Annotated in this window: 20 protein-coding genes and 1 pseudogene; 11 read left to right on the forward strand and 10 right to left on the reverse strand. The window is 70.4% G+C overall.

Features of this window, described 5'->3' with window-relative positions; genetic code table 11:
• Positions 1-124: 124 nt before the first annotated feature.
• The gene (locus ABZ192_RS17905; protein WP_356925503.1) at positions 125-1,828 is read left to right on the forward strand and encodes an SGNH/GDSL hydrolase family protein; all 1,704 of its coding nucleotides are present in this window, start codon (positions 125-127) and stop codon (positions 1,826-1,828) included.
• Between the two features lie 30 nt (positions 1,829-1,858).
• Here the strand turns inward: ABZ192_RS17905 and ABZ192_RS17910 are convergent, their stop codons facing one another.
• The 5 genes from ABZ192_RS17910 to ABZ192_RS17930 form a co-directional block, all read right to left on the reverse strand.
• Positions 1,859-2,638, reverse strand: a complete 780-nt coding sequence (locus ABZ192_RS17910) for an exodeoxyribonuclease III (RefSeq protein WP_356925427.1) — start codon at positions 2,636-2,638, stop codon at positions 1,859-1,861.
• 52 nt (positions 2,639-2,690) lie between these two features.
• Complete coding sequence (locus tag ABZ192_RS17915) at positions 2,691-3,326, reverse strand: MBL fold metallo-hydrolase (protein ID WP_356925428.1); 636 nt, start codon at positions 3,324-3,326, stop codon at positions 2,691-2,693.
• Positions 3,327-3,359: 33 nt separating this feature from the next.
• The gene (gene pcaC, locus ABZ192_RS17920; protein ID WP_356925429.1) at positions 3,360-4,664 is read right to left on the reverse strand and encodes a 4-carboxymuconolactone decarboxylase; all 1,305 of its coding nucleotides are present in this window, start codon (positions 4,662-4,664) and stop codon (positions 3,360-3,362) included.
• A 32-nt stretch (positions 4,665-4,696) separates the two neighbouring features.
• Complete coding sequence (locus ABZ192_RS17925; RefSeq protein ID WP_356925430.1) at positions 4,697-5,794, reverse strand: IS110 family transposase; 1,098 nt, start codon at positions 5,792-5,794, stop codon at positions 4,697-4,699.
• A gap of 632 nt (positions 5,795-6,426) precedes the next feature.
• A complete protein-coding gene (locus ABZ192_RS17930; protein WP_356925431.1) occupies positions 6,427-7,161 on the reverse strand; it encodes a DUF3883 domain-containing protein in 735 nt (244 codons plus the stop codon).
• A 490-nt stretch (positions 7,162-7,651) separates the two neighbouring features.
• On the opposite strand from ABZ192_RS17930, the gene ABZ192_RS17935 reads away from it, so the two are divergent.
• Positions 7,652-7,831: a hypothetical protein gene (locus ABZ192_RS17935; RefSeq protein ID WP_356925432.1), complete on the forward strand. Its 180-nt coding sequence runs from the start codon at positions 7,652-7,654 to the stop codon at positions 7,829-7,831.
• A gap of 64 nt (positions 7,832-7,895) precedes the next feature.
• Here ABZ192_RS17935 and ABZ192_RS17940 read toward each other — a convergent pair whose 3' ends face one another.
• A complete protein-coding gene (locus ABZ192_RS17940) occupies positions 7,896-8,099 on the reverse strand; it encodes a cold-shock protein (protein ID WP_007379522.1) in 204 nt (67 codons plus the stop codon).
• Positions 8,100-8,599: 500 nt separating this feature from the next.
• Between ABZ192_RS17940 and ABZ192_RS17945 the strand changes: the two genes are divergently transcribed.
• A complete protein-coding gene (locus tag ABZ192_RS17945; protein ID WP_356925433.1) occupies positions 8,600-9,775 on the forward strand; it encodes a N(5)-(carboxyethyl)ornithine synthase in 1,176 nt (391 codons plus the stop codon).
• Positions 9,776-10,093: 318 nt separating this feature from the next.
• On the opposite strand, the gene ABZ192_RS17950 is transcribed toward ABZ192_RS17945, so the two are convergent.
• The 4 genes from ABZ192_RS17950 to ABZ192_RS17965 form a co-directional block, all read right to left on the reverse strand.
• The gene (locus ABZ192_RS17950) at positions 10,094-10,501 is read right to left on the reverse strand and encodes a four-helix bundle copper-binding protein (protein ID WP_356925434.1); all 408 of its coding nucleotides are present in this window, start codon (positions 10,499-10,501) and stop codon (positions 10,094-10,096) included.
• A 165-nt stretch (positions 10,502-10,666) separates the two neighbouring features.
• On the reverse strand, positions 10,667-11,200 hold the full coding sequence (locus ABZ192_RS17955; protein WP_356925435.1) for a DUF4396 domain-containing protein: 534 nt from the start codon (positions 11,198-11,200) through the stop codon (positions 10,667-10,669).
• Positions 11,201-11,459: 259 nt separating this feature from the next.
• Positions 11,460-12,758 carry an MFS transporter gene (locus tag ABZ192_RS17960; protein WP_356925436.1) on the reverse strand — a complete coding sequence of 433 codons (1,299 nt, stop codon included), beginning with the start codon at positions 12,756-12,758 and terminating at the stop codon, positions 11,460-11,462.
• Positions 12,755-13,879 (reverse strand): PLP-dependent cysteine synthase family protein, encoded by a 1,125-nt coding sequence (locus ABZ192_RS17965; RefSeq protein ID WP_356925437.1) that lies wholly within the window; start codon positions 13,877-13,879, stop codon positions 12,755-12,757. The genes ABZ192_RS17960 and ABZ192_RS17965 overlap by 4 nt, the downstream gene beginning before the upstream one ends.
• Positions 13,880-15,712: 1,833 nt before the next feature.
• On the opposite strand from ABZ192_RS17965, the gene ABZ192_RS17970 reads away from it, so the two are divergent.
• The 8 genes and pseudogenes from ABZ192_RS17970 to ABZ192_RS18005 all read left to right on the forward strand — a co-directional run bounded on the left by ABZ192_RS17970 (position 15,713) and on the right by ABZ192_RS18005 (position 25,061).
• Complete coding sequence (locus ABZ192_RS17970) at positions 15,713-16,627, forward strand: DUF5134 domain-containing protein (protein WP_356925438.1); 915 nt, start codon at positions 15,713-15,715, stop codon at positions 16,625-16,627.
• A gap of 387 nt (positions 16,628-17,014) precedes the next feature.
• Positions 17,015-17,311: a heavy-metal-associated domain-containing protein gene (locus tag ABZ192_RS17975; protein ID WP_356925439.1), complete on the forward strand. Its 297-nt coding sequence runs from the start codon at positions 17,015-17,017 to the stop codon at positions 17,309-17,311.
• A gap of 107 nt (positions 17,312-17,418) precedes the next feature.
• Complete coding sequence (locus ABZ192_RS17980) at positions 17,419-19,725, forward strand: heavy metal translocating P-type ATPase (protein ID WP_356925440.1); 2,307 nt, start codon at positions 17,419-17,421, stop codon at positions 19,723-19,725.
• Positions 19,726-19,842: 117 nt separating this feature from the next.
• Positions 19,843-20,988, forward strand: coding sequence for a serine hydrolase domain-containing protein (locus ABZ192_RS17985; RefSeq protein WP_356925441.1), 1,146 nt, complete (start codon positions 19,843-19,845; stop codon positions 20,986-20,988).
• Positions 20,989-21,291: 303 nt separating this feature from the next.
• Positions 21,292-21,741 carry a MarR family transcriptional regulator gene (locus ABZ192_RS17990; protein WP_356925442.1) on the forward strand — a complete coding sequence of 150 codons (450 nt, stop codon included), beginning with the start codon at positions 21,292-21,294 and terminating at the stop codon, positions 21,739-21,741.
• The gene (locus ABZ192_RS17995) at positions 21,728-22,255 is read left to right on the forward strand and encodes an aspartate carbamoyltransferase (protein ID WP_356925443.1); all 528 of its coding nucleotides are present in this window, start codon (positions 21,728-21,730) and stop codon (positions 22,253-22,255) included. The genes ABZ192_RS17990 and ABZ192_RS17995 overlap by 14 nt, the downstream gene beginning before the upstream one ends.
• A 450-nt stretch (positions 22,256-22,705) precedes the next feature.
• Positions 22,706-24,150: pseudogene (locus tag ABZ192_RS18000) on the forward strand (MFS transporter).
• Between the two features lie 449 nt (positions 24,151-24,599).
• Positions 24,600-25,061: a DUF6153 family protein gene (locus ABZ192_RS18005; RefSeq protein ID WP_356925444.1), complete on the forward strand. Its 462-nt coding sequence runs from the start codon at positions 24,600-24,602 to the stop codon at positions 25,059-25,061.
• The last annotated feature ends 37 nt before the right edge of the window (positions 25,062-25,098 follow it).

A 25,098-nucleotide genomic window follows, 5' to 3' on the forward strand; every position in this document is an offset into this window, starting at 1 on the left:
CGTGTCTTCTGTTCCGTCCGTGCGTTTCGTCTTGGTGCGTTCGTGTGTCGATGAGCGGGAGGAGTCGGCCGTGCGCCGAAGTGTCCGGGGGATCCTGGTCGTCCTGGCCCTGTGCGTGTCCCTGATGCCGGCGGTCTCGGCGCGGGCCGAGGAGCGGCGGACCGCGCCGGTGCCGCTTGAGCGGCTGTTCGACAACATCGCCGTCAGCGACGACGGCCGGCCCGCGCAGGCCGACTTCGACGGCGCCGGTGCCTCCCTGTCGGCGCGGGACCTCGCGGCCGCGGGCTGGACGCCCGGCCGCGGCCTCACCGTCCAGGGGGCCCGGCTGACCTGGCCGCGGCGGCAACCCGGCGAGCCGGACAACGTCCGCGCCGCCGGCCAGGACGTACGGATCACCGGGCGCGGGGACGCCCTCGCCTTCCTGGTGGCGGGCACCGCCGGCACCGAGACGGGCGGCCCGGGCGTGATCACGTACGCGAACGGCACGCGCTCCGGGTACCGGCTGACCGCGCCCGACTGGCGCACCGGGCCGCTCGCCACCAAGGCAGTGGCCCTGCCGCACATCAACACGCCCGGCGGGCAACTCGCCGAGCGGGCCCGCCTGTACGTCGTGACGGTGCCGCTGGTCCCGGGCCGCCCGGTCGCCTCGGTCCGGCTGCCGCACGCGGCCGGGCTGCATGTCTTCGCGGTGTCGGTACGGACCGCGACGCGGGGCTGGACGGGCAGCTGGGCGACGTCCACCGGCGGCTACACCGCCGTGGGGCCCTGGACGGACCGGACGCTGCGGCTGGTTGTGCACACGTCGGCGGGCGGGCCCCGGGTGCGAGTGCGGTTCGACAACACCTTCGCGGCGGCGCCGGTCCGGATCGGCAGCGCGACCCTCGCCGTGCAGGCGTCGGGCGCGGCGCCGCGCGAGGCGCCGGTGCCGCTGTCCTTCGGGGGCGCGGGAAGTGTGGAGATCCCGGCCGGGGCCCAGGCCTACAGCGATCCCCTGGGTTTCGCCGTCCCCGCGGACACCAACCTGCTGGTGAGCTTCCACCTGCCCGGCACGGTGGCGGCGGCGCCCGTGCACCGGCTCGCACAGCAGCGGTCCTACGTCAGCGAACCCGGCGACCACGCGGCGGACGGCTCGGCGGGGGCGTACACCTCCCAGATCACCAGCCGGCCGCTGCTCGCCGGGGTCGACGTGAGCGGCGGGCCCGGGTCCGTGGTGCTGCTCGGGGACTCGATCACCGACGGCGACAAGTCCACGGTGGACGCGAACCGGCGCTGGCCGGACGTGCTGGCCGGCCGGCTGCTGAAGCAGACGACGGTCCCGCGCTACGGAGTGCTGAACCAGGGCATCTCGGGCAACCGCGTGGTCACCGACCGGTACCCCGGCGACGGGGTGTCCACGGACGCGGCCGGGGTGAGTGCCCTGCACCGGTTCGACCGGGACGTCATCGCCCAGCCGTCGGTGCGGACGGCGGTCGTTTTCGAGGGCGTCAACGACCTGCGGTGGGACACCTCGGCGGAGCAGGTGATCGCGGGTCTGCGGGAGCTGGCGGCCCGCGGGCACGCCCGGGGCGTCAGGATGCTCGCGGCGACGATCCTGCCGTGCGAGGGCGAGGCGCGCTGCACGGCCGCCGTGGACGCCGAGCGGGTCGCGGTGAACGCGTGGATCCGGGACGGCGGTGCCTTCGACGGCGTGCTCGACTTCGACGCGGTGGTCCGGGACCCGGGGCGGCCGTCCCGGATCCTGCCCGTGTACGACAGCGGGGACCATCTGCACCCGGGCGACGCGGGACTGGCGGCCCTGGCGGACTCGGTCGACCTGCGGTTGCTCTAGGACATCGTCGCGGGCCCTGCTGCGAAGTCCTCAGACCTCGAGGTCCACCACGACCGGCGCGTGGTCCGACGCGCCCTTGCCCTTGCGCTCCTCGCGGTCCACGTACGCGTCCTTGACCGCCTTCGTGAACGGCTGGTTGGCGTACACCAGGTCGATGCGCATGCCGCGGTTCTTCGGGAAGCAGAGCTGGCGGTAGTCCCAGTACGTGAACGGGTGCTCGTACTTCAGGGGCCGCGGGACCACGTCGGACAGGCCCGCCTCGCGCAGGGAGGCGAGGGCGGCGCGCTCGGCCGGGGTGACGTGGGTGGAGCCCTCGAAGGCCGCGCGGTCGTAGACGTCGTCGTCCGTCGGCGCCACGTTGTAGTCGCCCATCACCGCGAAGGGGCGGCTGCCGGACGCGTCTCCGGCGACGGCGGCCTTGAGGGCCTCGAACCACTGGAGCTTGTAGGCGTAGTGGGGGTGGTCCACCTCACGGCCGTTCGGCACGTAAACCGACCAGACGCGGAGCGAGCCGCACGTCGCCGAGATGGCGCGGGGCTCGACCGAGCCGTCGAACCCGGGGTCGCCGGGCAGGCCCTTGACGACGTCCTCGATGCCGACGCGGGAGAGCACCGCCACGCCGTTCCACCGGCCGGTCGCGTGGACCGCCGACTCGTAGCCCAGCTCGCGCAGCTGCTCCGCCGGGAACTGGTCCTCGGCGACCTTGGCCTCCTGGAGGCACAGCACGTCCGTGCCGCTGCTCTCCAGCCAGGCCAGGAGCCTCGGCAGGCGGGCGGTGATCGAGTTCACGTTCCAGGTCGCGATGCGCATGTCCCACAACCTACCCGGCGGGTCTGACAACGCGGCCCGGTCCCCTTCGGCCTCAGACCTCGGCGGAGTCCCCCGGTGCCAGCCGCAGGTGCTCCGAGCCGCCGAGCTGCCCGATCTGGCGATCGTAGATCGGGCGGGCCAGGTCGGTGAGCAGGGCGTCGTGGATGTCGTAGGCGCGCTGCGGCTTGACCTCGCGGACGTAGTCGATGACCTCCGAGATCTTGCTCCAGGGGGCCATCACCGGGAGCATCAGCGTCTCGACCCGGTGTCCGGGGACGGTGAGGGCGTCGCCGGGGTGGAAGAGCTTGCCGCCGTCGACGAGGTAGCCGACATTGGTGATCCGCGGGATGTCCGGGTGGATCACCGCGTGGAACTCGCCGTGGACCTGGACGTCGAAGCCGGCGGCGGTGAAGGTGTCGCCGTGGCCGACGGTGTGCACGCGGCCGGGGAACGCCGAGGAGATCTTCTCCGCGACGGACTTCAGGGTCCAGATCCGCGCGGCCGGGTTGTTCTCCATCGCGGCGCGCAGCCGGAACTCGTCGAAGTGGTCGGGGTGCTCGTGGGTGACGAGGATCGCGTCCGCGCCGAGTGCGGCGTCCTCCTCGCTGAACCCGCCGGGGTCGAGAACGAGGGTCTGACCGTCCTTTTCGAGGCGGACGCAGGAGTGCGACTTCTTCGTGAGCTTCATGATTCCATCCTGCCTCCGTGCTCCCCCGCGGGCTCACTCCCGGGGCGTGGTCTCCTCGCGGATCACCTGCTGGGCGACCTTGAAGGCGCTGTTCGCCGCCGGTACGCCGCAGTAGACGGCCGCCTGGAGGAGGACCTCCTTGATCTCGCCCGGGGTGAGGCCGTTGCGCAGGGCGGCGCGGGTGTGGAAGGCCAGCTCGTCCAGGTGGCCGCCGGCGACCAGGGCGGTGAGGGTGACACAGCTGCGGGTGCGCCGGTCGAGGCCGGGGCGGTCCCAGACCTCGCCCCAGGCGTAGCGGGTGATGAACTCCTGGAAGTCGCCGGAGAACTCGTCGGCCTGTGCCAGCGCCCGGTCGACGTGGGCGTCGCCCAGCACCTCGCGGCGGACCTTGAGCCCGGCGTCGTAGGGGTCGGGCCGGCCTTGGGGCTGCGGCGGCACGACCGGGGCGATCTCGGCGACGGGCCCGGTCTGGAGGGGCTGCGCGGGGGCGGCGGACAGGACCGGCTTGACGGCGGCCGCGGGCAGGGCGGTCTGACCGGTGGAGGTCTCGAAGGCGGGCTGCCAGGCGGTGGAGAAGTGCCGCACCAGCAGGTCGGTGACGGCCGCGGGCTGCTCCACCGGCACGAGGTGGGAGGCGCCGGGGACGACGGCGAGGCGGGCGTCCGGGATGCCGGCGACCAGGGTGCGGGCCTCAGCGGGGCCGGTGACCTGGTCGTCCGATCCGACCAGGACGAGCGTCGGCACGCCGACCCGCCCGAGCTCCGGGCGGACGTCGAACGAGGCGAGGGCCTCACAGGCGGCGATGTAGCAGCCGGGGTCGGTGGTGCGCACCATCTGCACGGCCCACTCGGTGATCGCGGGCTGCGCGGCGGCGAACCCGCCGGTGAACCAGCGCTCGGGCGCGGTACGGGCGATCGGGTCCAGGCCGTTCGTACGGACGATCACGCCTCTCTGCCGGAACTCGTCGGCCGTGCCGAAGCGCGGTGAGGCGGCGATCAGCGCGAGGGAGGCGAGCCGCTCGGGGTGGCGCAGGGCCAGCTCGATGCCGACCGCGCCGCCGAGCGCGCAGCCCGCGTAGCCGAAGCGCTGCACGCCGAGCCCTTCGAGGGTGGCCAGCAGCCGGGTGGTGAGATCGGTGACCGAGCCCGCCGGGTACGCGGGAGCGCCGCCGTGCCCGGGCAGATCGAACCGGAAGACGCGCCACTGCTTGATCAGCTCGGGGATCTGGCGGTCCCACATGTGCCAGGTGGTACCCAGAGAGGGACCCAGGATCAGGACCGGAGCCTCTTCTGGCCCGTCAAAGCGGTATTGCAGGGTGTTCGACGGTGTCTCACTCACGCCCCAGACCCTCTCACGTCTCACGGACGCCCCTATAACGCGGGGGTGCTGGACACTGGTCTGACCAGGTTGAAGACCTCGCGGGCGGCATATCGCTTGAGGCATCGGATGATCTCACGGCGGGTCTTGCCCTCCTGGGTGCGGCGTTCGTAGTACGCCTGGGTGCGCGGGTCGTGGCGCAGCCGGGTGAACACGATCCGGTGCAGGGCGGCGTTCGCCTGGCGGTCGCCGCCGTAGCTGAGCCGACGCGTGCGCCGCCGCCCCGACGAGTACTCGACGGGGCTGACTCCGCAAAGGGCAGCAAAGGACGCCTCGGTGTTCAGCCGCTCGGGGTTGTCTCCCACGGCGATCAGGAGAGTGACGGCGCTGTCCGGACCGATGCCCACCGGTTCGAGCAGCTGCGGGACGTGGTGTTCGACGAGCCGGGTCAGGCGTTGGGTGAGCTCATTGATCTGAGCCGTGAGCTGCTCGATGCGCTCGGCGAGCATACGTAACGTCATGTGGGTGGCCTGGGCCACCGCGTCCTCGTCTCCCCCACCGTCGAGTGGGCCGAGGCGCGCGCAGGTGCGGAACAGCTCGGCGTTGCCGAGGCTCGACATTCGTTCCCGCAGGGCGGGGTCGGCGATGACCAGGACGGCCTTGAGCTGGTTGATCGCCTGGGTGCGGGCCTTGACCGCGGAGTCCTTGGCGACCTTGTAGATCCGGGCGCTGTGCACCGGACCGTCGCCGGACTTGGCCCGGGCCCGGGCGCGGCCGCTGAGCACAGCTCGTGCTGCGGCCTGCGCGTCGAGCGGGTCCGACTTGCCGAGCAGACGGCGGGCCGATCGGTCGGGACGGTTCACTTCAAACACCTGGACGTGCTGAGCCAGCAGGTAGCGGGACAGGCCCGCGCCGAAGGTGCCGGTGCCCTCCACGCCGGCCCGGCGCACCGCCCCCCGCTTGTGGGCCCAGACAAGCAGCTGTCGGTAGCCTGCCGCCGTGGCCGGAAAGGACTCGGTGCCCAGGATTTTCCCGAGCGGGGAGATCACGGCGGCGACATGAACCTCGCCGTGCGTGTCCACACCCAGAACGTCCTCGCGCCGAACGGGAGGATCCGTGCTGGAGGAGGTGCTGCTCTGTCGGGTCGTCATAATGGTTCGCCTCCCACGTGGTGACGTGCTGGCTGGGTGGATGGCACCGGCCTGCTGGGGCGGTCTGAACTGTGAGGGCGCCTGATCGTCGGCAAGGCCCCTATGGGGACACGCCCTGTGGCTCGGTGGCAGGCAGCATCCCGCGACGACAGTCGACAAGCCCGTGACTGGACACTTCGGTCATAGATCTCATGAGTCAGACCCCGTCCGGGATGGCGCTGCACAACCGTCCCATCGAACCCGGTGCAGCGGCATGACTCGATCATTGCCGGATGGCTTCGCCCGAACCGATGCTCAATCTGATTAGGCGGATTGACAAGGCGTTGCCTTTCATCCACTCCTGACCGGTGTTGACGGGGAGGCGTCACGCAAGGAGGTGGTGACCTCACCGGCTACGGCAGCGGCCCCACCCCGTGATCAGCACCCCGATGGGGCCCATTCACCGCAAGAGGGCTCCTGGTTCTGGATCGACGGCGGACCGACCCGCAAAGGCGTCTGTACCTTCTGCGATCGGGCCGCCGCCCTCGTCTCGAATATGGGCATGTGCAGCGACTGCTACCAGATCCGCCTCGCAAAGTTTTGACCTTGACGTACAGCCCCGACTCATCTCGCGCTGGCGTCGGACGTCAGGGTCACAGCGGGTACGAGAAACGCAGTGCCCCGCCCTCCTCACGGTAGCGGCCCTGGCCGCGCTTTCCGTAGGGGTTGGGGAGCATCTGGATGGCAACCCTGTGCGAGGTGAGGGCGTGGGTGACCACCAGGAGGCGCCAGCGGTCGTTGCCCGCGTGCTGGCGGGCCGCGCGGACCTCGCTCTCTCCCAGCTCGAAGCGGCCGCCTTCGCCCGCGGTCGCCTTCACCTCGTACAGGTAGGGCTGGCTGCCGGAGCCGACCCGGAAGTCGAAGCCGAGACCGTCATCGCCGGATGGTCCGGGGAAGGCTTTCCGACGGTTGCCCGACACCCAGCAAGTCTCGTCCATGCGGTCCGGGTAGCGAGCACACAGCCACTGGTACGCGTACCACTCGCCCACGTACCCGATGGCCTCCCGCTGGGCTGTGGTCAGCCCGCTGTCCGTGCCGCCCCCGTACCGCCATCCACGCGTGCGACCGGTGGTCTGGGTGCGCCCGGTCCATTCGCCCTCCGCCTCGTCCAGCAGGACGTGGACCCGTCCGTCGCGGCGATCCCTCGGATGCGCGTCATAACCGCTCTGCAGCAACTCGAAGAGCGAGCGGCCGGCGTACTCCCGCGCGCTCGTGTACGACATGGCGTTCACCTGCCGTGCCATGCGCAGGACTTGGTCTGACCGGGCCCCCTCCAGCACGGACCGGCCGTACTTCCGCAGCTGCTCCGCCCGGGCGCTCCTCGCCATGGTTCTCCCCCCACCTCAGCGTGCAGAGGACGGTATCCGCCGCACCGACATCGCGGGGCGCGAGGGGCCACTGCGTGTAGCGCGCCTCGAAGCTCACGAGCTGGTGCAAGGTTGGCGGTGAGACGTTGAGCCCTTGATGGTCGATCATGATCGTGTGGTGGGGAACTCGACTCGCACAGTGGTCATCAGCAACCGGCGGATCACGGGTCTGACGGCGGGAGCGATTGCCGAACTCATCGGCGAAGCCGATTCGTTGTGGAGTGCGCGTCACCGGGCCAAGCGCGGAAGCGGGCCGTAGGCGCCAGCACGCAGCACAGGCTGGTGTTCGTCGACCGGTTCCTGGCCACGCTGGTCCCCCTTCGGCATGGGGTCACGGCCACTACGGTCCCCGTCGCAGGGCCTGCTCGGACTCGGCCAGTTCGGCCAGGCGCGTCTGCCAGAAGCTGTCCAGGGTGCGGGCGACCAGGCGTTTTTCTGGCTCATAGACATCATGAGCCTGCTCGGCGCGCTCGGCCTGAGAGCGGGGGCGCCCGACGGCCAGTTCGGCGGCGCGCAGGGAACCTGGGTGAGGCGGGCGACTTCGTCGGCCGCGGCCAGGGGGCGCGTGGTCTCGACGACGGGGCACACCACGCTGCTTGCGCGCAATCCGCGCATCATTCACAGCCTGTAGGTGAGCCTCGACTGATGCCCGGCGTTCCGCAGTCGGGACGCCGGGCATCATCAGGACGGCGCGATCAGGCGGGGCGAATGTTCTCCGCCTGCGGGCCCTTCTGGCCCTGGGTGACGTCGAACTCGACCTTCTGGCCCTCCTGCAGCTCGCGGAAACCCTGGGCAGCGATGTTGGAGTAGTGGGCGAAGACGTCGGGGCCGCCGCCCTCCTGCTCGATGAAGCCGAAGCCCTTCTCGCTGTTGAACCACTTGACAGTGCCCTTGGCCATGACCGTCTCCTTCGAGGGAAAACCGGACCCGCACCCTGCGCGCCCGGAGGTGATCGCCCTGGTCCGGAGAAACGCTGAAACGCAAGAACGCCCGTGATGGCGATCACGGGCGAACGGGACTTCGGAACCACGACTGCTGATCACAACGCTATATCGCCCTGACGGCAGCCGCTAGCGAAAACGCGCCAGGGCCAGCGTCCCGCATGTCGCCTCGCGAAGGATGCGGCCGGATACGCGACGCCGTGGGAGCCCGCGCTGTGCGGGGTACCAGCAGGCCCCCCAGCGGCATCCGCACAGGTGACAGCGTGCCCGGCACACCCGATGCCGGCACCGGACCTGCCGTACGGGAAGCCGGGGCAGCTTGCAGAATCGACCTCGGCAGGCACCGCCCGCGCGCCATGGCAGCCCAGGCCGCCGGAAACCCGCCCCTGGCCCCGCCCATCGCGACCGGCTGCCGTATTGCCCCGGTGTGCTAAACAGCAAGCAACCAAAGGGGCATTTTGCAGCAGCTCACGCTCGGAATCATGTCGCAGACCCGCAAGGAAAACGAGCATCGTCTGCCCGTTCACCCCGCTCATTTCGACCGCATCGACGTCGGTCTCCGCGAGCGCATCTATCTCCAGGAAAATTACGGAGAGCATTTCGGCGTCCCGGACAGCCGGCTCGCCCCGCTCGTCGCGGGCTTCCGCACGCGCGAGGAACTCATCGCCGACTGCGATGTCATCCTGCTGGCCAAACCGCTCCACGAAGACCTGGCGGAACTGCGCGAGGGTCAGGTCTTGTGGGGCTGGCCGCACTGCGTCCAGGACGAGAGGCTCACCCAGACCGCCATCGACCGGCGGCTTACCCTGATCGCCTTCGAAGCGATGAACCACTGGACCCGCAGCGGCGCCTTCAACCTGCACGTCTTCCACAAGAACAACGAGCTGGCCGGGTATTCCTCGGTCCTGCACGCCATGCAACTGACCGGCGTGACAGGCGACTACGGGCGGCGGCAGCGCGCCGTCGTCATCGGCTTCGGCGCGACCGCCCGCGGCGCAGTAACCGCGCTCAGCGCCCTGGGCGTGCACGATGTCGACGTGCTCACCGCGCGTGGCGTCACCGCCGTCAGCTCCCCCATCCACTCCGCGCGGATCGTCCACTTCGACCACGACAAAGCCGATACCCTCGACCCCCGACGCAGTGTCGCCCTCACCGAAAACGGCCCGCTGCCGCTGGCCGAGTTCCTCGCCGGGCACGACATCATCGTCAACTGCGTGCTGCAGGACACCGACGCGCCTCTGATGTTCCTCATAGAAGAGGACCTGCCGAAGCTGGCCCCCGGCACCCTGGTCATCGACGTCTCCTGCGACGAGGGCATGGGCTTCGACTGGGCCCGACCCACCACCTTCACCGACCCGATGTTCACCGTCGGCGACCACGTCAGGTACTACGCGGTGGACCACAGCCCCTCCTACCTGTGGAACTCCGCGACCTGGGAGAACAGCGAGGCCCTCCTGCCGTATCTGGACGTCGTGCTTCAAGGCCCCGACGGCTGGGACACCGACGACACGATCCGGCGCGCCATCGAGATCCGCCGTGGCGTCGTCCAAAACCCCAAGGTGCTCGCCTTCCAGCACCGCACCGCAAAATACCCGCACGCCCACGAGAAGACCCGGACGGCGTCGCGGCCGTAGCGGCGGGCATCCGGCATTCAGTCGTCCTCCGACCGCCGTCCCAAGCCGCCGCGCGGCGCCGCCGGGCACGGCGGCGACTTTTTCACCAGCCGCCACAACGCCGGCAGGTGGGCCGAGCAGCATGCCGACTACACCGGCACCGACATCGGTCCAGTCCGCGCCGAAGCGCTGGGCAGATCCGTCTTCGGCTCACTGCTGGCTGAACCGGGACCCGACTGAGCACCAAGAACTGCTCTGCAGGGCCTCACCTCCACGGCGGCCGATTTCCTGGGACGAGCGTCTGGCACCGGTACAGGGGCATGAGCCCGTCTGATGGGGTTAGCCGAGCGCCTGGAGGAGGTCGTTGCACGCCTGCTCGCACGAGCGGCAGGCTTCGGCGCACAGGCGGCAGTGCTCGTGCTGGTCGGCGTGTGCGGAGCATTCGTCGGCGCAGGCTGTGCATGCGGTGGCGCACGCCGTGAGTATCGCGCGGGTGATGTTGGCGTCGTAGCCGGTGTGGCGGGACAGGACGGACGCCGTGGCGTTGCAGATGTCGGCGCAGTCCATGTCGGTGCGGATGCATTTGGTGAGATCGCCGACCATGCCCTCGGACAGGCAGGCGTCCGCGCATGCCGTACACGCCTGGGCGCAGGCGATGCATTCCTCGATGCACCTGGTGAGCTTCTCGCGGTCGACGTCGCCGAGATCGGCCGGGTACGTGGCGAGCATGTCCTTGACCGTGGCCATCACAGATCGCCTCCTCTGGCTGCCGCAGGCCGACGAGCCGGGCGGCCTGACTTCTTCGACGTGCGGCGCTGCACTTCCCGGATAGCCACCAGGAGGCGTGACAAACGAGCCTGGGGCGCCCCCTGATCAAGCGGGGCGCCCCGCGTACGTGCCGGTTCGGGCAGGTCAGTGGTACGCGTGGACGACGGCGTGGCCCTTGCCGCGGCCGATCATCCACTTGTTGACCGGGGTGGTGATCAGGAAGGCGACACCGAAACCGCCCAGCAGGGCGGACCAGAACAGCCCGTCCGACAGATGGGCGTCCATCGCACCCGAGAGAGCGATGATCGCGTTGTCGACGAACTCCATCACCGCGATGGAGACGGTGTCGGCGGCCAGCGCGACCTTGATCGCGGACTTGAGGTCCAGGCCGACCCGGAGGACCGCGAACAGGGTGAAGGAGTAGCCGAAGAGGAACGCGAGTGTGATCGCCAGGACCATGGTGGGCACATTGCCCCACAGCAGGGCGGTGCCGATCACCATGCCGAGGATCTCGCCGATGGCGCAGCCGGTCAGGCAGTGCAGCGTCGCCTTTGCCGCTGTCCCCCAGGACGCCCCTGCGGGCCCGCCGTGGTGCGCCGCCTGATCGACGGGAGCGTGGTGGGCCCCGTGGGCGGCGTGGTCGTGCTCCGTGCCGGCGTGATGAGCACTGTGGTCCATGACCTTTCATCCCCAATCCCGTCCAGTGTGGCTCGTTTCCCGGGCTCCACACCACACACAATATACCCCCTGGGGGTATGCCTCAAGTGTTGCGCGGAACATCGGTCTGCGGGATCCGGGACTCTCACACCCCAGGACCGGGAGGCCGCGTAGCCGGTCCGCGGGCGCCGCCGGCTTGGCCGGTCGGAGCGGAGCGTGCTGCCCCGCGGGGGCGGGCGCTGTTCGGCGCCCGCCCCTGCTTCCCAGGACCGGTGATGGGTCAGGCCGCGACGGGCCGCGGCTCGGGTGTCGGGGTCGCCAGACGGCCGGTGCGGTGCAGGCCGTACAGGGCGGCCGCGCAGGCGAGGCCGAGCGCGACAAGGGAGATCCACGGCAGCGCGGGCATGCCCGCCTCGCGGGCGGCGTCGAGCGCGGCGCCGGTGAGCAGGTTGCCGAGCGTGATACCAACCCCGCAGATGGTGTTGTACAGCCCGTAGTGGGTGGCCACCAGGCGGTCACCGGCGAGGCGGACGATGGTGTCCATCTCGAAGGGGTAGGCGATCATTGTGCCGATCGCCAGCAGCAGCGCGGCGAGGGTCGGCGGGACCGCCGCGAGCAGCCACAGACCGACTCCGGCTCGCGGTACGGGTACGGCGGTGGCCAGCAGCAGGGGTACGAACGCCAGGCCCATGGCCGCGAGCCCTCGGGTCAGTGCCTGGCCGGGCTCGTAGCGGGCCTTGCACCAGGCGGTCACCTTGGTCTGGCCGAGGATCGTGCTGAGTCCGGAGACCGCGAAGAGCGTCGCGACCGCCGCCGTGCCGAACTCGCCGTCGCCGCCGAGCCGGCGCACCTCCAGCGGCAGGGATAGGTAGACCTGGAAAGTGAGGACGTACGAGCCGATCATGGCTCCGGAGTAGAGCAGGAACGGCCGGTTGGCGAGGATACCGCGCCACTGGGCGAGCACGCTCTCCCGGCCCTGATCGTCCTTCTTCCGGGTCTCCTCAGCCCGCCGTGCGGGCAGGGCGCGGATCTGCACGATGCTGAGCAGTGCGAAGATCGCGGCGGCGACCAGGCAGGTGATGCGGAAGTCCACCCCGGTCAGCACCATGCCCACCAGCGGGCCCAGCAGGATCCCTGCCTGGTAGAAGACGTTGAACAGCGCGAACGCCTCGACCCTGCGCTCCCCCGCGTCCGCGGCGAGATACGCCCTCACCGCCGGATTGAACAGCGCCCCGGCCAGCCCGGTCGCCGCGGAAGCGGCGATCAGCGCAGCGAGCGAGTCGACCAGCCCGAGCGTCGCGAAACCGACCGTGCGCAGCACACACCCGGCCACGATCATCGGCTTATAGCCGAACCGGTCGGCGAGCGTGCCGCCGACGAGGAACATGCCCTGCTGGCTGAAGTTCCGTACCCCCAGGACGAGCCCGACCAGCCAGCCGGCCAGTCCGAGCGTTCCGGACAGGTGGGCGGCCAGGTACGGCATCAGCATGTAGAAGCCGAGGTTGATGGTGAACTGGTTCACCATCAACAACTGGACACTGCGTTCGTACGTGCGTACCTGCCCAAGGGTGCCCTTCACCGGCCCTCCCCCTCCGCCGCGTCGGCCTCGGCGTCGTCCGACGGGTCGGTCAGGGCGAGCGGATCGACCACGGTGGTGCACCTTGTCCAGCGGGTGACCTCCTTCTCGTCCACGCGGCCGATCACCTCCGGTTCGGGCGCGGGCGGGGAGTCGAGCAGGCCGTGGGCAGCACAGTAGTCGTCGTCGAAGACCGTCCCGAGGTAGCGCTGCGGGCCATCGGGGAAGATCGCCGCGATCCGGGTGTTTGCGGGCATGGCGCGGGCCAGCCACCCGGCGACCAGGGCGACCGCGCCCACGCTCCACCCGCCGGTGGCGTAGTGCGAGGCGGCCAGCTGCCGGCAGATCCACACCGCCTCCGCCGGGGCCACCCAGTGCACCTCGGAGAAGTTCTCGTAGGCGACGTTGCGGGGGTAGATGCTCGAGCCGAGGCCCCGCATCAGCCGCGGCCGGGCCGGCTGGCCGAAGATCGTGGATCCGATGGTGTCGACCCCGACTACCTTCAGCTCGGGATACAGCTGCTTCAGCACCCGGGAGACACCGGCGGAGTGACCGCCGGTGCCCACGCTGCACACCAGGACGTCGATGTGGCCCAGCTCGGTCGCCAGTTCCAGGGCGAGCGGAGTGTAAGCGCTGGTGTTGTCCGGGTTGTTGTACTGGTCCGGGCACCACGAGCCGGGGTGCCGCTCCATCAGTAGCTGGACGCGTTCGCGGCGGGCCTGCTGCCAGCCCCCGGTGGGGTGCGGCTCGGAGACCACGTTGACCTGGGCGCCGTACGCGGTCAGCAGCCGGGTCATCGACATCTCCAGCCCCGGGTCGGTGACCAGGGTGACCGGGTGGCCGTAGACCATCCCGGCCAGGGCCAGGCCCAGGCCCAGGGTGCCGCTGGTGGACTCGATGATTCGGGCGCCGGGCAGCAGGTCGCCGCGGGCGCGGGCCCGCTCCACCATGTGCAGGCCGGGCCGGTCCTTGATCCCGCCGGGGTTGAAGCCCTCCAGCTTCGCCCAGAAGCCGCGGTCCGCGGGTGTCAGCGGCTCGGACACCCGCAGCAGCGGCGTGTTGCCCACCAGGCCCGACAGGGCGGATCGGTCCGGGGTGACGGTCGTGTTCGTCGGTGACTGCATCTTTTTCGCTCTCGCTCGATGAATGCGCGGTGCGTGCTCATCTCGCGCCACGGCTCCAAGGCGGACAGTCGGTCCGGGGCCTGTGGAGGACGTCGCGCGGCAGCCGGTTGGTGCAGACGGCTGCGGGCGGGAGGTCTAGATGCGCCACCGGGAGGTGCGGGCGAGGGCTATCCGTCCCGTGCGTGTCCTTCGCCGCTGGTACGGCTGAGGAGGCACGGACCGCAACCCGAGAACCGCCAAGGAGCCGGCGAGTGCCAGAGCCCCTGCATCGGCAGGCGGTTGCTCCGCCGCTGGCTGGGTCGTCGTTCGGACGACTCCGTCCGGCGCGCACTCCTCGCTCTCGTGGTGTCGATGAGGTCCGTGCGGCGCCGCATCGCCCACCGCTGACGCCGCCGATGCGGTGGCGGCGGAAACCGGCCGGTGATTCTCTTCGCTCGGCCCGTGCGCGAAGGCGCACAGGCCGACCACCAGGAGCAGGCCGCAACGGATCAGAAAGATGAGCTGTCGGAGCCGATATGAGGATCGGGCCCGCTGGGCATACGTGGGCGTACAGGAGTGTGTCAGCACAGGTCCTCCGTGCGTCCACCGCCTCTTTGCTCCACGGAGGCAGCCATGGCAAAGAAGGAGAACGGCAGGCATGGGTGGGGGTAGGACGGCGTCGACGAGCAGACCGGGGATCCACGTCGGCGGGGCACGGGATCCGGTCCATATCGCGCCGGGACTCCGGCGAACGCTCCCCTGACCCGTGGCGAACGGGCGGGGTGGAGCGACCGGACGGGAGGGAGGAGCCGAGTCCTAGACCTGCTGAACCACGGATGATCTGACGGCTGCTGACGGCGAGACAGTAACCACCGAGTCGCTGAGACCCCGCTGTACCGCGGCCCGCCCGGAAGCAGCCGATTCGCTAACCGATGCAGCAAAGCATGGCGGTGTGAGGATTTGACCCAGATACGGTTGAGCGGACTGGCAGTGCTCGCCCGGATGCGACGAGCCGTGGTCATCATGTCCGCCGCCCGCTGCGACAAGACGGGACGGCGCCTGTGCGTCTGTGTCGTCGTGGGCATCTTCGGGCGACATGGTGGCAGGCGCCACTGCGCTGGTCACCAGATGTCCTTGGACACTCTCGACGTTCACTGCGTGCGTGAACACGACGCCGAACAGCAGCACGGCCAAGCCCAGTACGCGCAGCGGACCCGCAGACGCACGGGCCCGCACGATGCGCGGGAGCGACCAAGCCGTAATCATGCCGTGATACTAGCGGCCTGGCGGGCTTGATCCACCAACTCCCCTGAAACGGCGTGTTAACGCGCCAGGCAAATGACCTGTTTGCTTCGGGGAGGGGGTGATGGCGGCCGACCGCGGCAGGCCGCTGATCCGCCCAAACCGGCAAGAACATCGAGATCACCCCCCTCAGTTACATGCCGTACTTCGCGGCCACGCGCCCTGAGCCCTCACGCCGGGGAGGGCAGCCAGCCTCACGGGGCCCCTGCGCACGGCCCTCTTGGAGCCAACGTGCGCAGCGGACCGGGCTGTTGGTCAGGATTGCACCTGCCCTTGCCGCCCCAACGGCGGGCGACTACGCACACCCTCCGCCGGCCTCCCCCAGGACAACGACGGCTTACTCCCCGGCGCGCCCGCCATCAGGCTCGGCGGGCGGCCTTGGCGCTCACAAACCAGGGGTCGTGAGAAGCGGCCGTAAGGGTCGCGCGAGCGAGAACGTCCCGCGCGAAACTCCGCGGAACCCGTGAGCACTCTCCCGCCCCGATACGTACTAAGGGTCCTAGCAGTTGAAGACCTTGAAGTGACGCGGCGGGGCGAACGGGAAGGGTGGAGATGGGAACTCTGGCTCTGAGCTGGTCCATTGCGACGGTCGCCGCCCTCGTCGCCGCCGTCAGCGCGGTCCGTGTGATGACCACCAGCGGCGAGGCCCAGTTCGCGGCGGGCGGTGACCTGCTGATGGGCCTGTCCATGGCCGCGATGGCCCTGCCCGCGACGATGGCCTGGTACGCGGAGTACGGCATGTGGTGGTCGGCGGCGTTCGCCCTCCTGGGGCTCGGCGCCGTCGTGCTGGCCACCATGCACACGCGCGAGCGCGGCTGGACATACGGCCGCCACTGGGTGCACCTCATTGTCGGCAGCGTGGGCATGGTGATCATGACGCTGGCGATGACGAGCACCTCCTCCGGTCCGGTACTCGCCCTCGGCCACGGTCACGGTCACGCCATGGCCGGAATGCCGGGGATGGACCACACAGAAGGCATGGAACACGCGGCAGACACGCAGCACACCGCCGGAACGGGGCACACCGCCGACATGGGGCACACGGGCGGCATGGAGTCCATGCCCGGGAAGAACATGCCGGGCAGTGCCCATGCCGCCACCGCCGGGGCCGACACCTCGTCCGCGATCTGGCGCTGGGTGATCGCCGCGCTCGCCGTCTACTTCCTGCTGTCGATCGCCGCGTCCGTGTGGCAGCGCGTCCGCGGCGCGAAGAGGAACAGCCTCGCCGATGGCCGCGAGAGCGGCCGGCGCCGCAGCTGGGCCCGCTGGCTGCTCACCATGCCGGACACGGTCGTCGTGCACCTGGCGTCACTGACGCTCTCCGCGTGGGACAGGACCCGCGCCGCGGAGGGGGGTCGCCACGGTGGCCGACGCCGCCGGATCGGCGCCGCGCCGGAGGCGGCCCTCGCCGCCCACATCGGCATGGGCGGAACCATGTCCGCCATGCTGCTGATGATGACCGTCTGACGGCAGGACACCCAGGACATCTGTGGCCCGTCCGCAGCACCCCCTGACCGCGCTCACCAGTTCACCAGGGCAGGGCCGCCCGCTTCACGGACCGCCACCAGCCCCTCCCCCATCCGCGCCCCCTCTCCCCAGCGGCAGACGGCAGCACGGCGACCTCATCGTCGTGCGCGAAACCCAGGGATTCCCGCCGGTCCGCATGACCGCCTCCCTCAGTTTGCACTCCTGAACCGCGCGGATCACAGCGAGATCCACGCCTGCATGCCCACCCGTGCGGGCAGCACCACACGACAGGAATACCCCCGGGGGGTATATTATTGACTCGCATGGGAGGGGCGGGCATCGAGCCTCTCCCTGAACGCCCACGCATCGACACCTGAGGAAGAAGTCATGACCGACCAGAAGACCTCCGGCTCCTGCTGCTCTACCGACGGTTCCTGCCACTCCGGTGCGGCATCCGACGTCCAGGGCGTCGGCGTCACCACCGTTTACAAGGTGTCCGGCATGACCTGCGGCCACTGCGAGGGCGCGGTCTCGCAGGAGATATCCGCGCTGGACGGCGTCACCGCGGTCACGGCCGTCGCCAAGACCGGTGAGGTGACCGTCGCCTCCTCGGCCCCGCTCGACGAGGAGGCCGTGCGCGCCGCCGTCGACGAGGCGGGCTACGAGCTCGTCGGCACCGCCTGAGCCCACCCCGGGGCCCAGCCCCAGGCACGCGATGTCCTCTCCGCCGGGACGTATCGCTCCGCTGATACGGACGCCGTACGTCCCGGCCCTGCCCAGGAGAATCCCCAATGACCAGCACGGCTCCCGAGACAACCGGCAGGGATCGGCAGAAGACCGTTCCCGGCCAGGCTTCCGCGCCCGCCGCCGAGGTCGAGCTCTCCATCGGCGGCATGACCTGCGCCTCGTGCGCGGCCCGCATCGAGAAGAAGCTCAACCGCATGGACGGCGTCACGGCGACCGTCAACTTCGCCACGGAGAAGGCGAAGATCTCCTATCCGGGCGGGATCGGGGTCGCCGACCTCATCGCCACCGTGGAGAAGATTGGCTACACGGCCGAACAGCCGCCTCCTCCCGTTCCCGCGGCCGGTGACGAAGGTGGAGCTCAGGCGGCTTCACCCGCCGCGGACGGGGAGTTGGTGTCCCTGCGGCAGCGTCTGTTCGTGTCGCTGGCGCTCTCGGTTCCGGTCGTGTTGATGGCGATGGTCCCGGCCCTGCAGTTCGACAACTGGCAGTGGCTGTCGCTGACGCTGGCCGCTCCGGTCGTGGTCTGGGGCGCCTTCCCGTTCCACAGGGCCGCCTGGACCAACGCCCGGCACGGTGCCGCGACCATGGACACGCTGGTGTCCCTCGGCACGCTTGCCGCGCTCGGCTGGTCGCTGTGGGCGCTGTTCTTCGGGCACGCCGGGATGCCGGGCATGCGACACGGCTTCGAATTCACCATCTCCCGCTCGGACGGCTCCTCCGCCATCTACCTGGAGGCCGCAGCCGGCGTGACCACGTTCATCCTCGCCGGGCGCTACCTGGAGGCACGCGCCAAGCGGAAGTCGGGCGCAGCTCTGCGGGCACTGCTGGAGCTCGGCGCCAAGGACGTCTCGGTACTGCGGGGCGGCAAAGAAGTCCGCATCCGGGTGGGCCAGTTGGCGGTCGGTGACCGCTTCGTCGTACGGCCCGGGGAGAAGGTCGCCACCGACGGGACCGTCGTCGAGGGCTCCTCCGCGGTCGACGCGTCCATGCTGACCGGTGAGTCCGTGCCGGTCGACGTCGCGGTCGGCGACGCCGTCACCGGCGCCACCGTGAACGCCGGCGGCCGGCTCGTCGTCGAGGCGACCCGGGTCGGCTCGGACACCCAGCTCGCCCGCATGGCGAAGCTGGTGGAGGACGCACAGAACGGCAAGGCCGAGGTGCAGCGCCTCGCCGACCGGATCTCCGGCGTCTTCGTCCCCGTGGTCCTGCTGATCGCCGCGGCCACCCTCGGCGGCTGGCTCGGCGTCACCGGGGATGCGACCGCCGCCTTCACCGCCGCCGTGGCCGTCCTGATCATCGCCTGCCCGTGCGCGCTGGGCCTGGCCACCCCGACCGCGCTGATGGTCGGCACCGGCCGCGGCGCCCAGCTCGGCATCCTCATCAAGGGCCCGGAGGTCCTGGAGTCCACCCGCCGGGTCGACACCGTCGTCCTCGACAAGACCGGCACCGTGACCACGGGGCGTATGCAGCTGCAGGACGTCTTCACCGCGCCGGGGGTCGACGAGGCGGAACTGCTGCGTCTGGCGGGCGCGTTGGAGAACGCCTCCGAGCATCCGATCGCCCAGGCCATCGCAGCTGGTGCGATTGAGCGGGTGGAGACCCTCCCCGTCCCGGAGAACTTCGAGAACGTCGCCGGACTCGGCGTGCAGGGCGTGGTCGATGGCCACGCGGTGCTCGTCGGCCGCGAGAAGCTCCTCGGTGAGTGGGTGATCGAGTTGCCCCGCGAGCTGGCCGAGGCCAAGGCCGCTGCGGAGGCCGAGGGACGTACGGCGGTCGCCGTCGCCTGGGACGGCGAGGCACGCGGTGTCCTCACCGTCGCCGACGCGGTCAAGGACACCAGCGCCGAAGCGGTCGCCGAACTGCGCCGGCTGGGCCTGAAGCCGGTCCTGCTGACCGGCGACAACCAGCTCGTCGCCGAGTCCGTGGCGCGGACGGTCGGCATCGACGAGGTGATCGCCGAAGTCCTGCCCCAGGACAAGGTGGACGTGGTCAAGCGGCTCCAGGCGGAAGGCCGTACGGTCGCGATGGTCGGTGACGGCGTCAACGACGCGGCCGCCCTCGCCACCGCCGACCTGGGCCTTGCCATGGGCACCGGCACGGACGCGGCGATCGAGGCGGGCGACCTGACCCTCGTACGCGGTGACCTGCGGGTGGCCGCCGACGCGATCCGCCTCTCCCGCAAGACGCTGGCCACCATCAAGGGCAACCTCTTCTGGGCCTTCGGCTACAACGTCGCCGCACTGCCGCTCGCCGCCGCCGGCATGCTCAACCCGATGATCGCCGGAGCCGCGATGGCGTTCTCCTCGGTCTTCGTCGTGACCAACAGCCTGCGCCTGCGGTCCTTCAAGTAGCCGGGACCCCGGGTGAGGATCCTCAAGCAGATGACCGCGCAAAACCGTTGACGAGAGGTGCCCGGCCGGCAGACCGGGCACCTCGCGTACCCGAGGGAGGTACGAAAGGTGAGCGAGATGTCCGAGTTACCCAGCGGGACGGAGCACGTCACCCACGAGGTGGACGGGGAGAACATCGAAGGTTTCGCCGCGGACGGGTACGACGCCGTACGTGAGGTCTTCCAGCAGCTGGTGGACGACGGACGGGAGACGGGGGCGGGCCTGTCGGTATGGCGCGACGGCCGCGAGGTCGTCCGGCTGAACGCGGGGTGGGCCGATGCCGCACGGAGCCGTCCGTGGCGCGGCGACACCCTGGTCATGCCGTACTCCCTGTCGAAGGCGTTCGTCACGATCGCCGCCCTTGTGGCGGTGCGTGAGGGCGCGCTGACGCTGGACGAGCCGATCGCCACGCATTGGAAGGAGTACGGGAGTCGGGGCAAAGAGCGGACCACCCTGCGTCAGGTGCTCACCAACCGGGCGGGCCAGCCGCGCTTCCCGGCAGAGGCCGCGGGTCTCGACCTGCTGGACGACGCCGGACTGCGGGACAGCCTGGCGCAGGTGGCACCGGAGTACGTTCCCGGAACGTCCCTCGGAGAGCACGCGCTGACCTACGGACACCTGGTCGACGGCATCCTGCGCGCAGCGGCCGGAACCACCTTGGGGGCGATGTTCAACGACGTCGTACGGCCCGCACTCGATCTCGAAGCCTTCTTCGGCGTGCCGGAGGACGCACTCGACCGCGTCGCCGACCTCGAGTACGCGAACCCCGACTGGCCGCAGCAGTTGCACGCCGCGCCCTGGCTGCGGATACCCGACGGCGCCCTCGACACGGCGCGGACGAACTCCCGGGCCTTTCGGCAGTCGGTGTTCGGCGCAGTCAACCTGCACACGACGGCCGCCGCGATGGCCCAGTTCTTCTCCTGCCTCCCCAGCGAGGACGGTCCGGTACGCCGCCTGCTGGGACCGCAGCTGCACACCGAACTCCTCGCCTCCCAGGTCACCGACTACGACGAGGTCTTCGGCACGCGGATCACCTGGACGCTGGGCTTCGTCCGCGACAGGGGAAAGATCGCCAAGGGCGGCATCGGTGGCTCCGCGGCTTGGTGGTCGCTGCGCCACCGCCACGCCTGCGCCTACCTGACGCGCCGCCTGGACGATCACTCCCGGGCCGCGCAGATGGCCGCCGCCCTGGGTGACGACCTGACCGTGGTCGGCGAGGACTGAGCAGAAGCCCGCGGCGCTGCCCGTCGGGGCAGCGCCGCCGTCCAGGGGCATGACCCAGCCGAGCCTCTTCCGGTCGCGCGGTGGGTGTCATCCACAGGTCATCACCTCGTGGCGAGAACGATGCGTGCGTCGCCGGCGACCAGCACCGCACGATCGACGGGCTCTCCTCACGCGGTCCGCGCGGCCACCAACGACTGAAACTGCCGATCAGCACGGCCCATCGGCTCGTCAACACGTTGCGGTGCTCGCTGCCCCATGGGCAAGTGGTTGTACGCTCGAACCTCTTGGTTGTATGGTCGAACCATGTCGAGGGATCGCAGGGCTGATGACCCGATCGTTCTCCAGAAGGCCCTGGGCAGTTTCATCCGCGCCTTCGGGCTGCACCAGCCGGAAACCACGCCCTGCGGCCAGCCGATCTCCGTCTCCGAGGCGCACGCCCTGGGCGAGCTGGCGGAGGAAGGCGAACTGCGGCAGGTCGAACTGACCCGTCGACTGCGGCTGGAGAAGAGCACCGTGAGCCGACTGGTCAGGCAGCTGTCCACTCGCGGCTGGGTCGAACGCGTCCCCGCCCCGGACGACGGACGGGGTGTCGTGCTGCGGCTCACCCCCTCGGGTCGGCGAGCCGCCGAGAACCTGGCCGAAGCACGACGGGAGCGCTTCTCCCGGCTCCTTGAATCGATACCGGCCCACGAACGGGAGGGCGTTCTGCACGCCCTCGACGTCATGAAGGAGGCACTGGATGAGGAACGTTAAACGCCGGGTCCTGGGGGCGGGTGCGGCCGTGGCCGTCACCGGCGCGGCGGTGGCTGCGGCCCTGGCGTTCGGCGGATCGCAGCAGGATCCGGGCGACCGGCAGACAGATCGGCAGAAGGTGGTGGCCCAGCGAGGACAGAGCGTGATGCCCTTCGATCTCGAACAGACCACACACCGCTTCACCCCCACAGCGACGGGCGGAACCCAGGACGTCGTGGCCGACCAGCGCGGCGACGCCGAGCAGGTGGACCTGATACGCGCGCACCTGCGAAAGGAAGCCCAGGCGTTCAGCCGGGGGGACTTCTCAGACCCGGCCCGGATCCACGGCGCGGACATGCCCGGCCTTGCCGAACTCCAGGACGACTACGACCGTTTCGACGTGCGGTACGGGGAGCGGGCGAACGGGGCCACCTTGACGTACACCACGGAAGACTCCGCGCTGGTCGACGCCCTGCACAGCTGGTTCGAGGCCCAGCTCGGCGACCACGGCGCACACGCCGAGCCCGGCCACTGAACTGGACACCACCCGAAGACGCTTGCACCACCCCGGAGGGCAGCCCCGCGACGCCTTCCCCTCTCGCAGTGCCTACACCGCCGCACGCCCGCCGTCACGGCCACAGCCACCACCCCTGCAGTCCTGGCCGCCTGCGACTTGAACGACCGCATCTCCGCCAATCGGGGCGGCCGCAGTAGCGGCGCGCCGCCGGCACACTCGCCAGCGCCCCCGCCAGGGAACCCCCACCCCGATCACCAGGGGCACCGCCGGTCACACCGACAGAACCGATACCCCGCCGCCTGGTCGCTGCCCTCTGGAGACAGCGACCAGGCGGCGTCCATTTTCCGGGCCGGAATGCGGCCCAGACCCGGCACTCTTCCATACCCCCCAGGGGTATGTTATCTTCCATCACAATGTACCCCCGTGGGGTATATAGAAGCTCTATTGGGACCCGGAAAGGGGAAGGTCATGTCAACCGTCAACCCGCGGCGTTGGTGGGCGCTCACCGTGCTCGCCACCGCCCAGTTCATGGTGATCATGGACACGTCGATCATCGGGGTAGCGCTCCCCGAGATGCAGAAAGACCTCGGCTTCTCGCAGGGCGAGCTGCAGTGGGTCTTCAACGCCTACGTCATCGCCTTCGGCGGCCTCCTGCTCCTCGGCGGGCGCCTGTCCGACCTGCTCGGCGCCCGCCGCGTCTTCACCGCGGGATGGACCGTGCTGATCGCCGGCTCGGTCGTCGCGGCGGCCGCGCAAACCGCGTGGGTGGAAGTCGCCGGCCGCGCGGTCCAGGGCGTCGGCGGCGCTCTGATCGCCCCGGCCGCGATGACCCTGCTGATGACGCTCTTCGCGCACGACCCGAGGGAGCTCGGCAAGGCCATGGCCCTCTACGGCGCCGCCGCCCCGGCGGGCGGAACCGCCGGCGTCTTCCTCGGCGGTGTCTTCACCGAGTGGCTGAGCTGGCCGTGGGTGTTCATCATCTCATCCCGATCGGCGTCGCCACCCTCGCCGCCACCAAGCTGCTCCCGGCCGTCGCGCCCCGACGCGGCGCGGTCGACGTGCTCGGCGCGGTGGCCGTCACCGCCGGTCTCGCGCTCGCCGTCTTCGCGGTCGTGCGGGCCCCGGAGGTCGGCTGGGGTGCGACGCAGACCGTGCTCGAACTCGTCGGCGCCGCTGTCCTGCTGGCGGTCTTCTTCGTGATCCAGCGGACCGTGCGCGAGCCGCTGATGCCGCTCGGCATCTGGCGCGTGCCGCGGCTGGGCTCGGCGAACCTGGCGATGACGCTGCTGGGTGCCGCGTGGATCCCGATGTGGTACTTCCTCAACCTCTACCTGCAGCAGGTCCTCGGCTACGGGGCGTTCGCCTCGGGTGCCGCGCTGCTGCCGATGACCGTGCTGCTGATGGTCTTCATGACCGCGATCAGCGCCCGGCTGCTGGCCCGGTTCGGCGCCAAGCCGCTGATCGGCGGCGGACTGCTGGTCCTGGCGCTCGGCCTGGCGTGGTTGTCGGCGGTGGAGCCGACCGGGTCCTTCGTCGTCGATGTGCTGCCCGCCTCGCTGGTGGCCGCGCTCGGCATGTCGCTGGCGTACATTCCGGCGATGATGGCGGCCATGTCCGGCGCCCCGGCGGAGCAGGCGGGCCTGGCCTCCGGCATCGTCAACACCACCTACCAGGTCGGCTCCGCGCTCGGCCTGGCCGCGCTCACCGCCCTGGCCACCTCGCAGGGCGCGGGCCGGCTCGGTGACCTGCCCGCCCTCACCGACGGCTTCAGCGCCGCCTTCACCGCGGCCGCGGTCATCGCCGCGCTCGGCGGACTGATCACACTGCTGGTGATGCGCACCGAGAGGTCCGCGGCGTCCGCCCCGGCGGAGCAGCCAGAGCGGACGAAGCCGGGCAAGCAGGCCGGCGTCTGAGCCATGGACTGCCGCACAGCACAGGATCGATGTCACGGCCGATGGTCCGCCAGATCCCGGAGGAGTCTGACGGACCATCGGCGTCTTTCCGGCGGATCAGCGAATCGAGCAGACCGACAGGACGAGAGAGGTCCACTGGTGGACAAGCCGTCACAGACAGGCGCTTTCCGACGGGCAGCCGGGCATCCGGTGGTGAGGATGACGGCCGCCACGCTGCTTCAGGCCCTGGCAGCCCATCTCATACAGAAGGGCGAAGGCGCTTCGTCATGTCCAGGAGCGTGTGCACACCCCAGCAGTCGGCCCGCCGACCACCGGGCGCCGTGATCGCCGCTTTGGGACGAGCCCGACCGAAGCGGATGAGCGGATGGCTGTGCCACGACGGCAGTGTCCGCGCGCGTTGGGTACTGTCGGAGGGACAGATCAGCAAGGGCCAGGGACGGGACTTCAAAATGCAGGCGAGCCGGTACGTACGCGCGGGAGGCGCCCTCGGGCACCTGCTGCTCGTCGTCGTGCTCGCGTTCGGCGTCTTCGCCATGCACACCCTGGGGCATCCCGACCACTCCTCCGGCTCCGCCATGAGCGCCGATTCCCACTCGGCGCCGATGGATGCGGCCGCCGCGGTCCACGACCCGATGAACGCTCCAGCCGTCACGGGCGCGGGGGCGGCCAGCCATGCGGCAGATCCGACGGACTCGTCGTCGACGCACGAGTCCGGCATGGCGATGGACATGCTCTCGCTGTGCCTGGCGGTCCTGTTCGGCGCGTGGGTGCTCGCCACGCTCTTGAAGTCGGCATTCGCCCGGCACCAGGAGTGGCTTGCGCGACTCCTCGCCCAGGTCGCCGCCGTACTGCGGCCCAATCCCCCGCCACGCGGGCCCGATCTCACCCAGTTGTCGGTGCTGCGGCTGTAGGCCGAACCGCACTCGCGGGCGCGCACACGCGCGATCC

Origin of the sequence: Streptomyces sp. NPDC006235 (genome assembly GCF_040613735.1) — a bacterium.
In the GTDB taxonomy this organism is placed as follows: domain Bacteria; phylum Actinomycetota; class Actinomycetes; order Streptomycetales; family Streptomycetaceae; genus Streptomyces.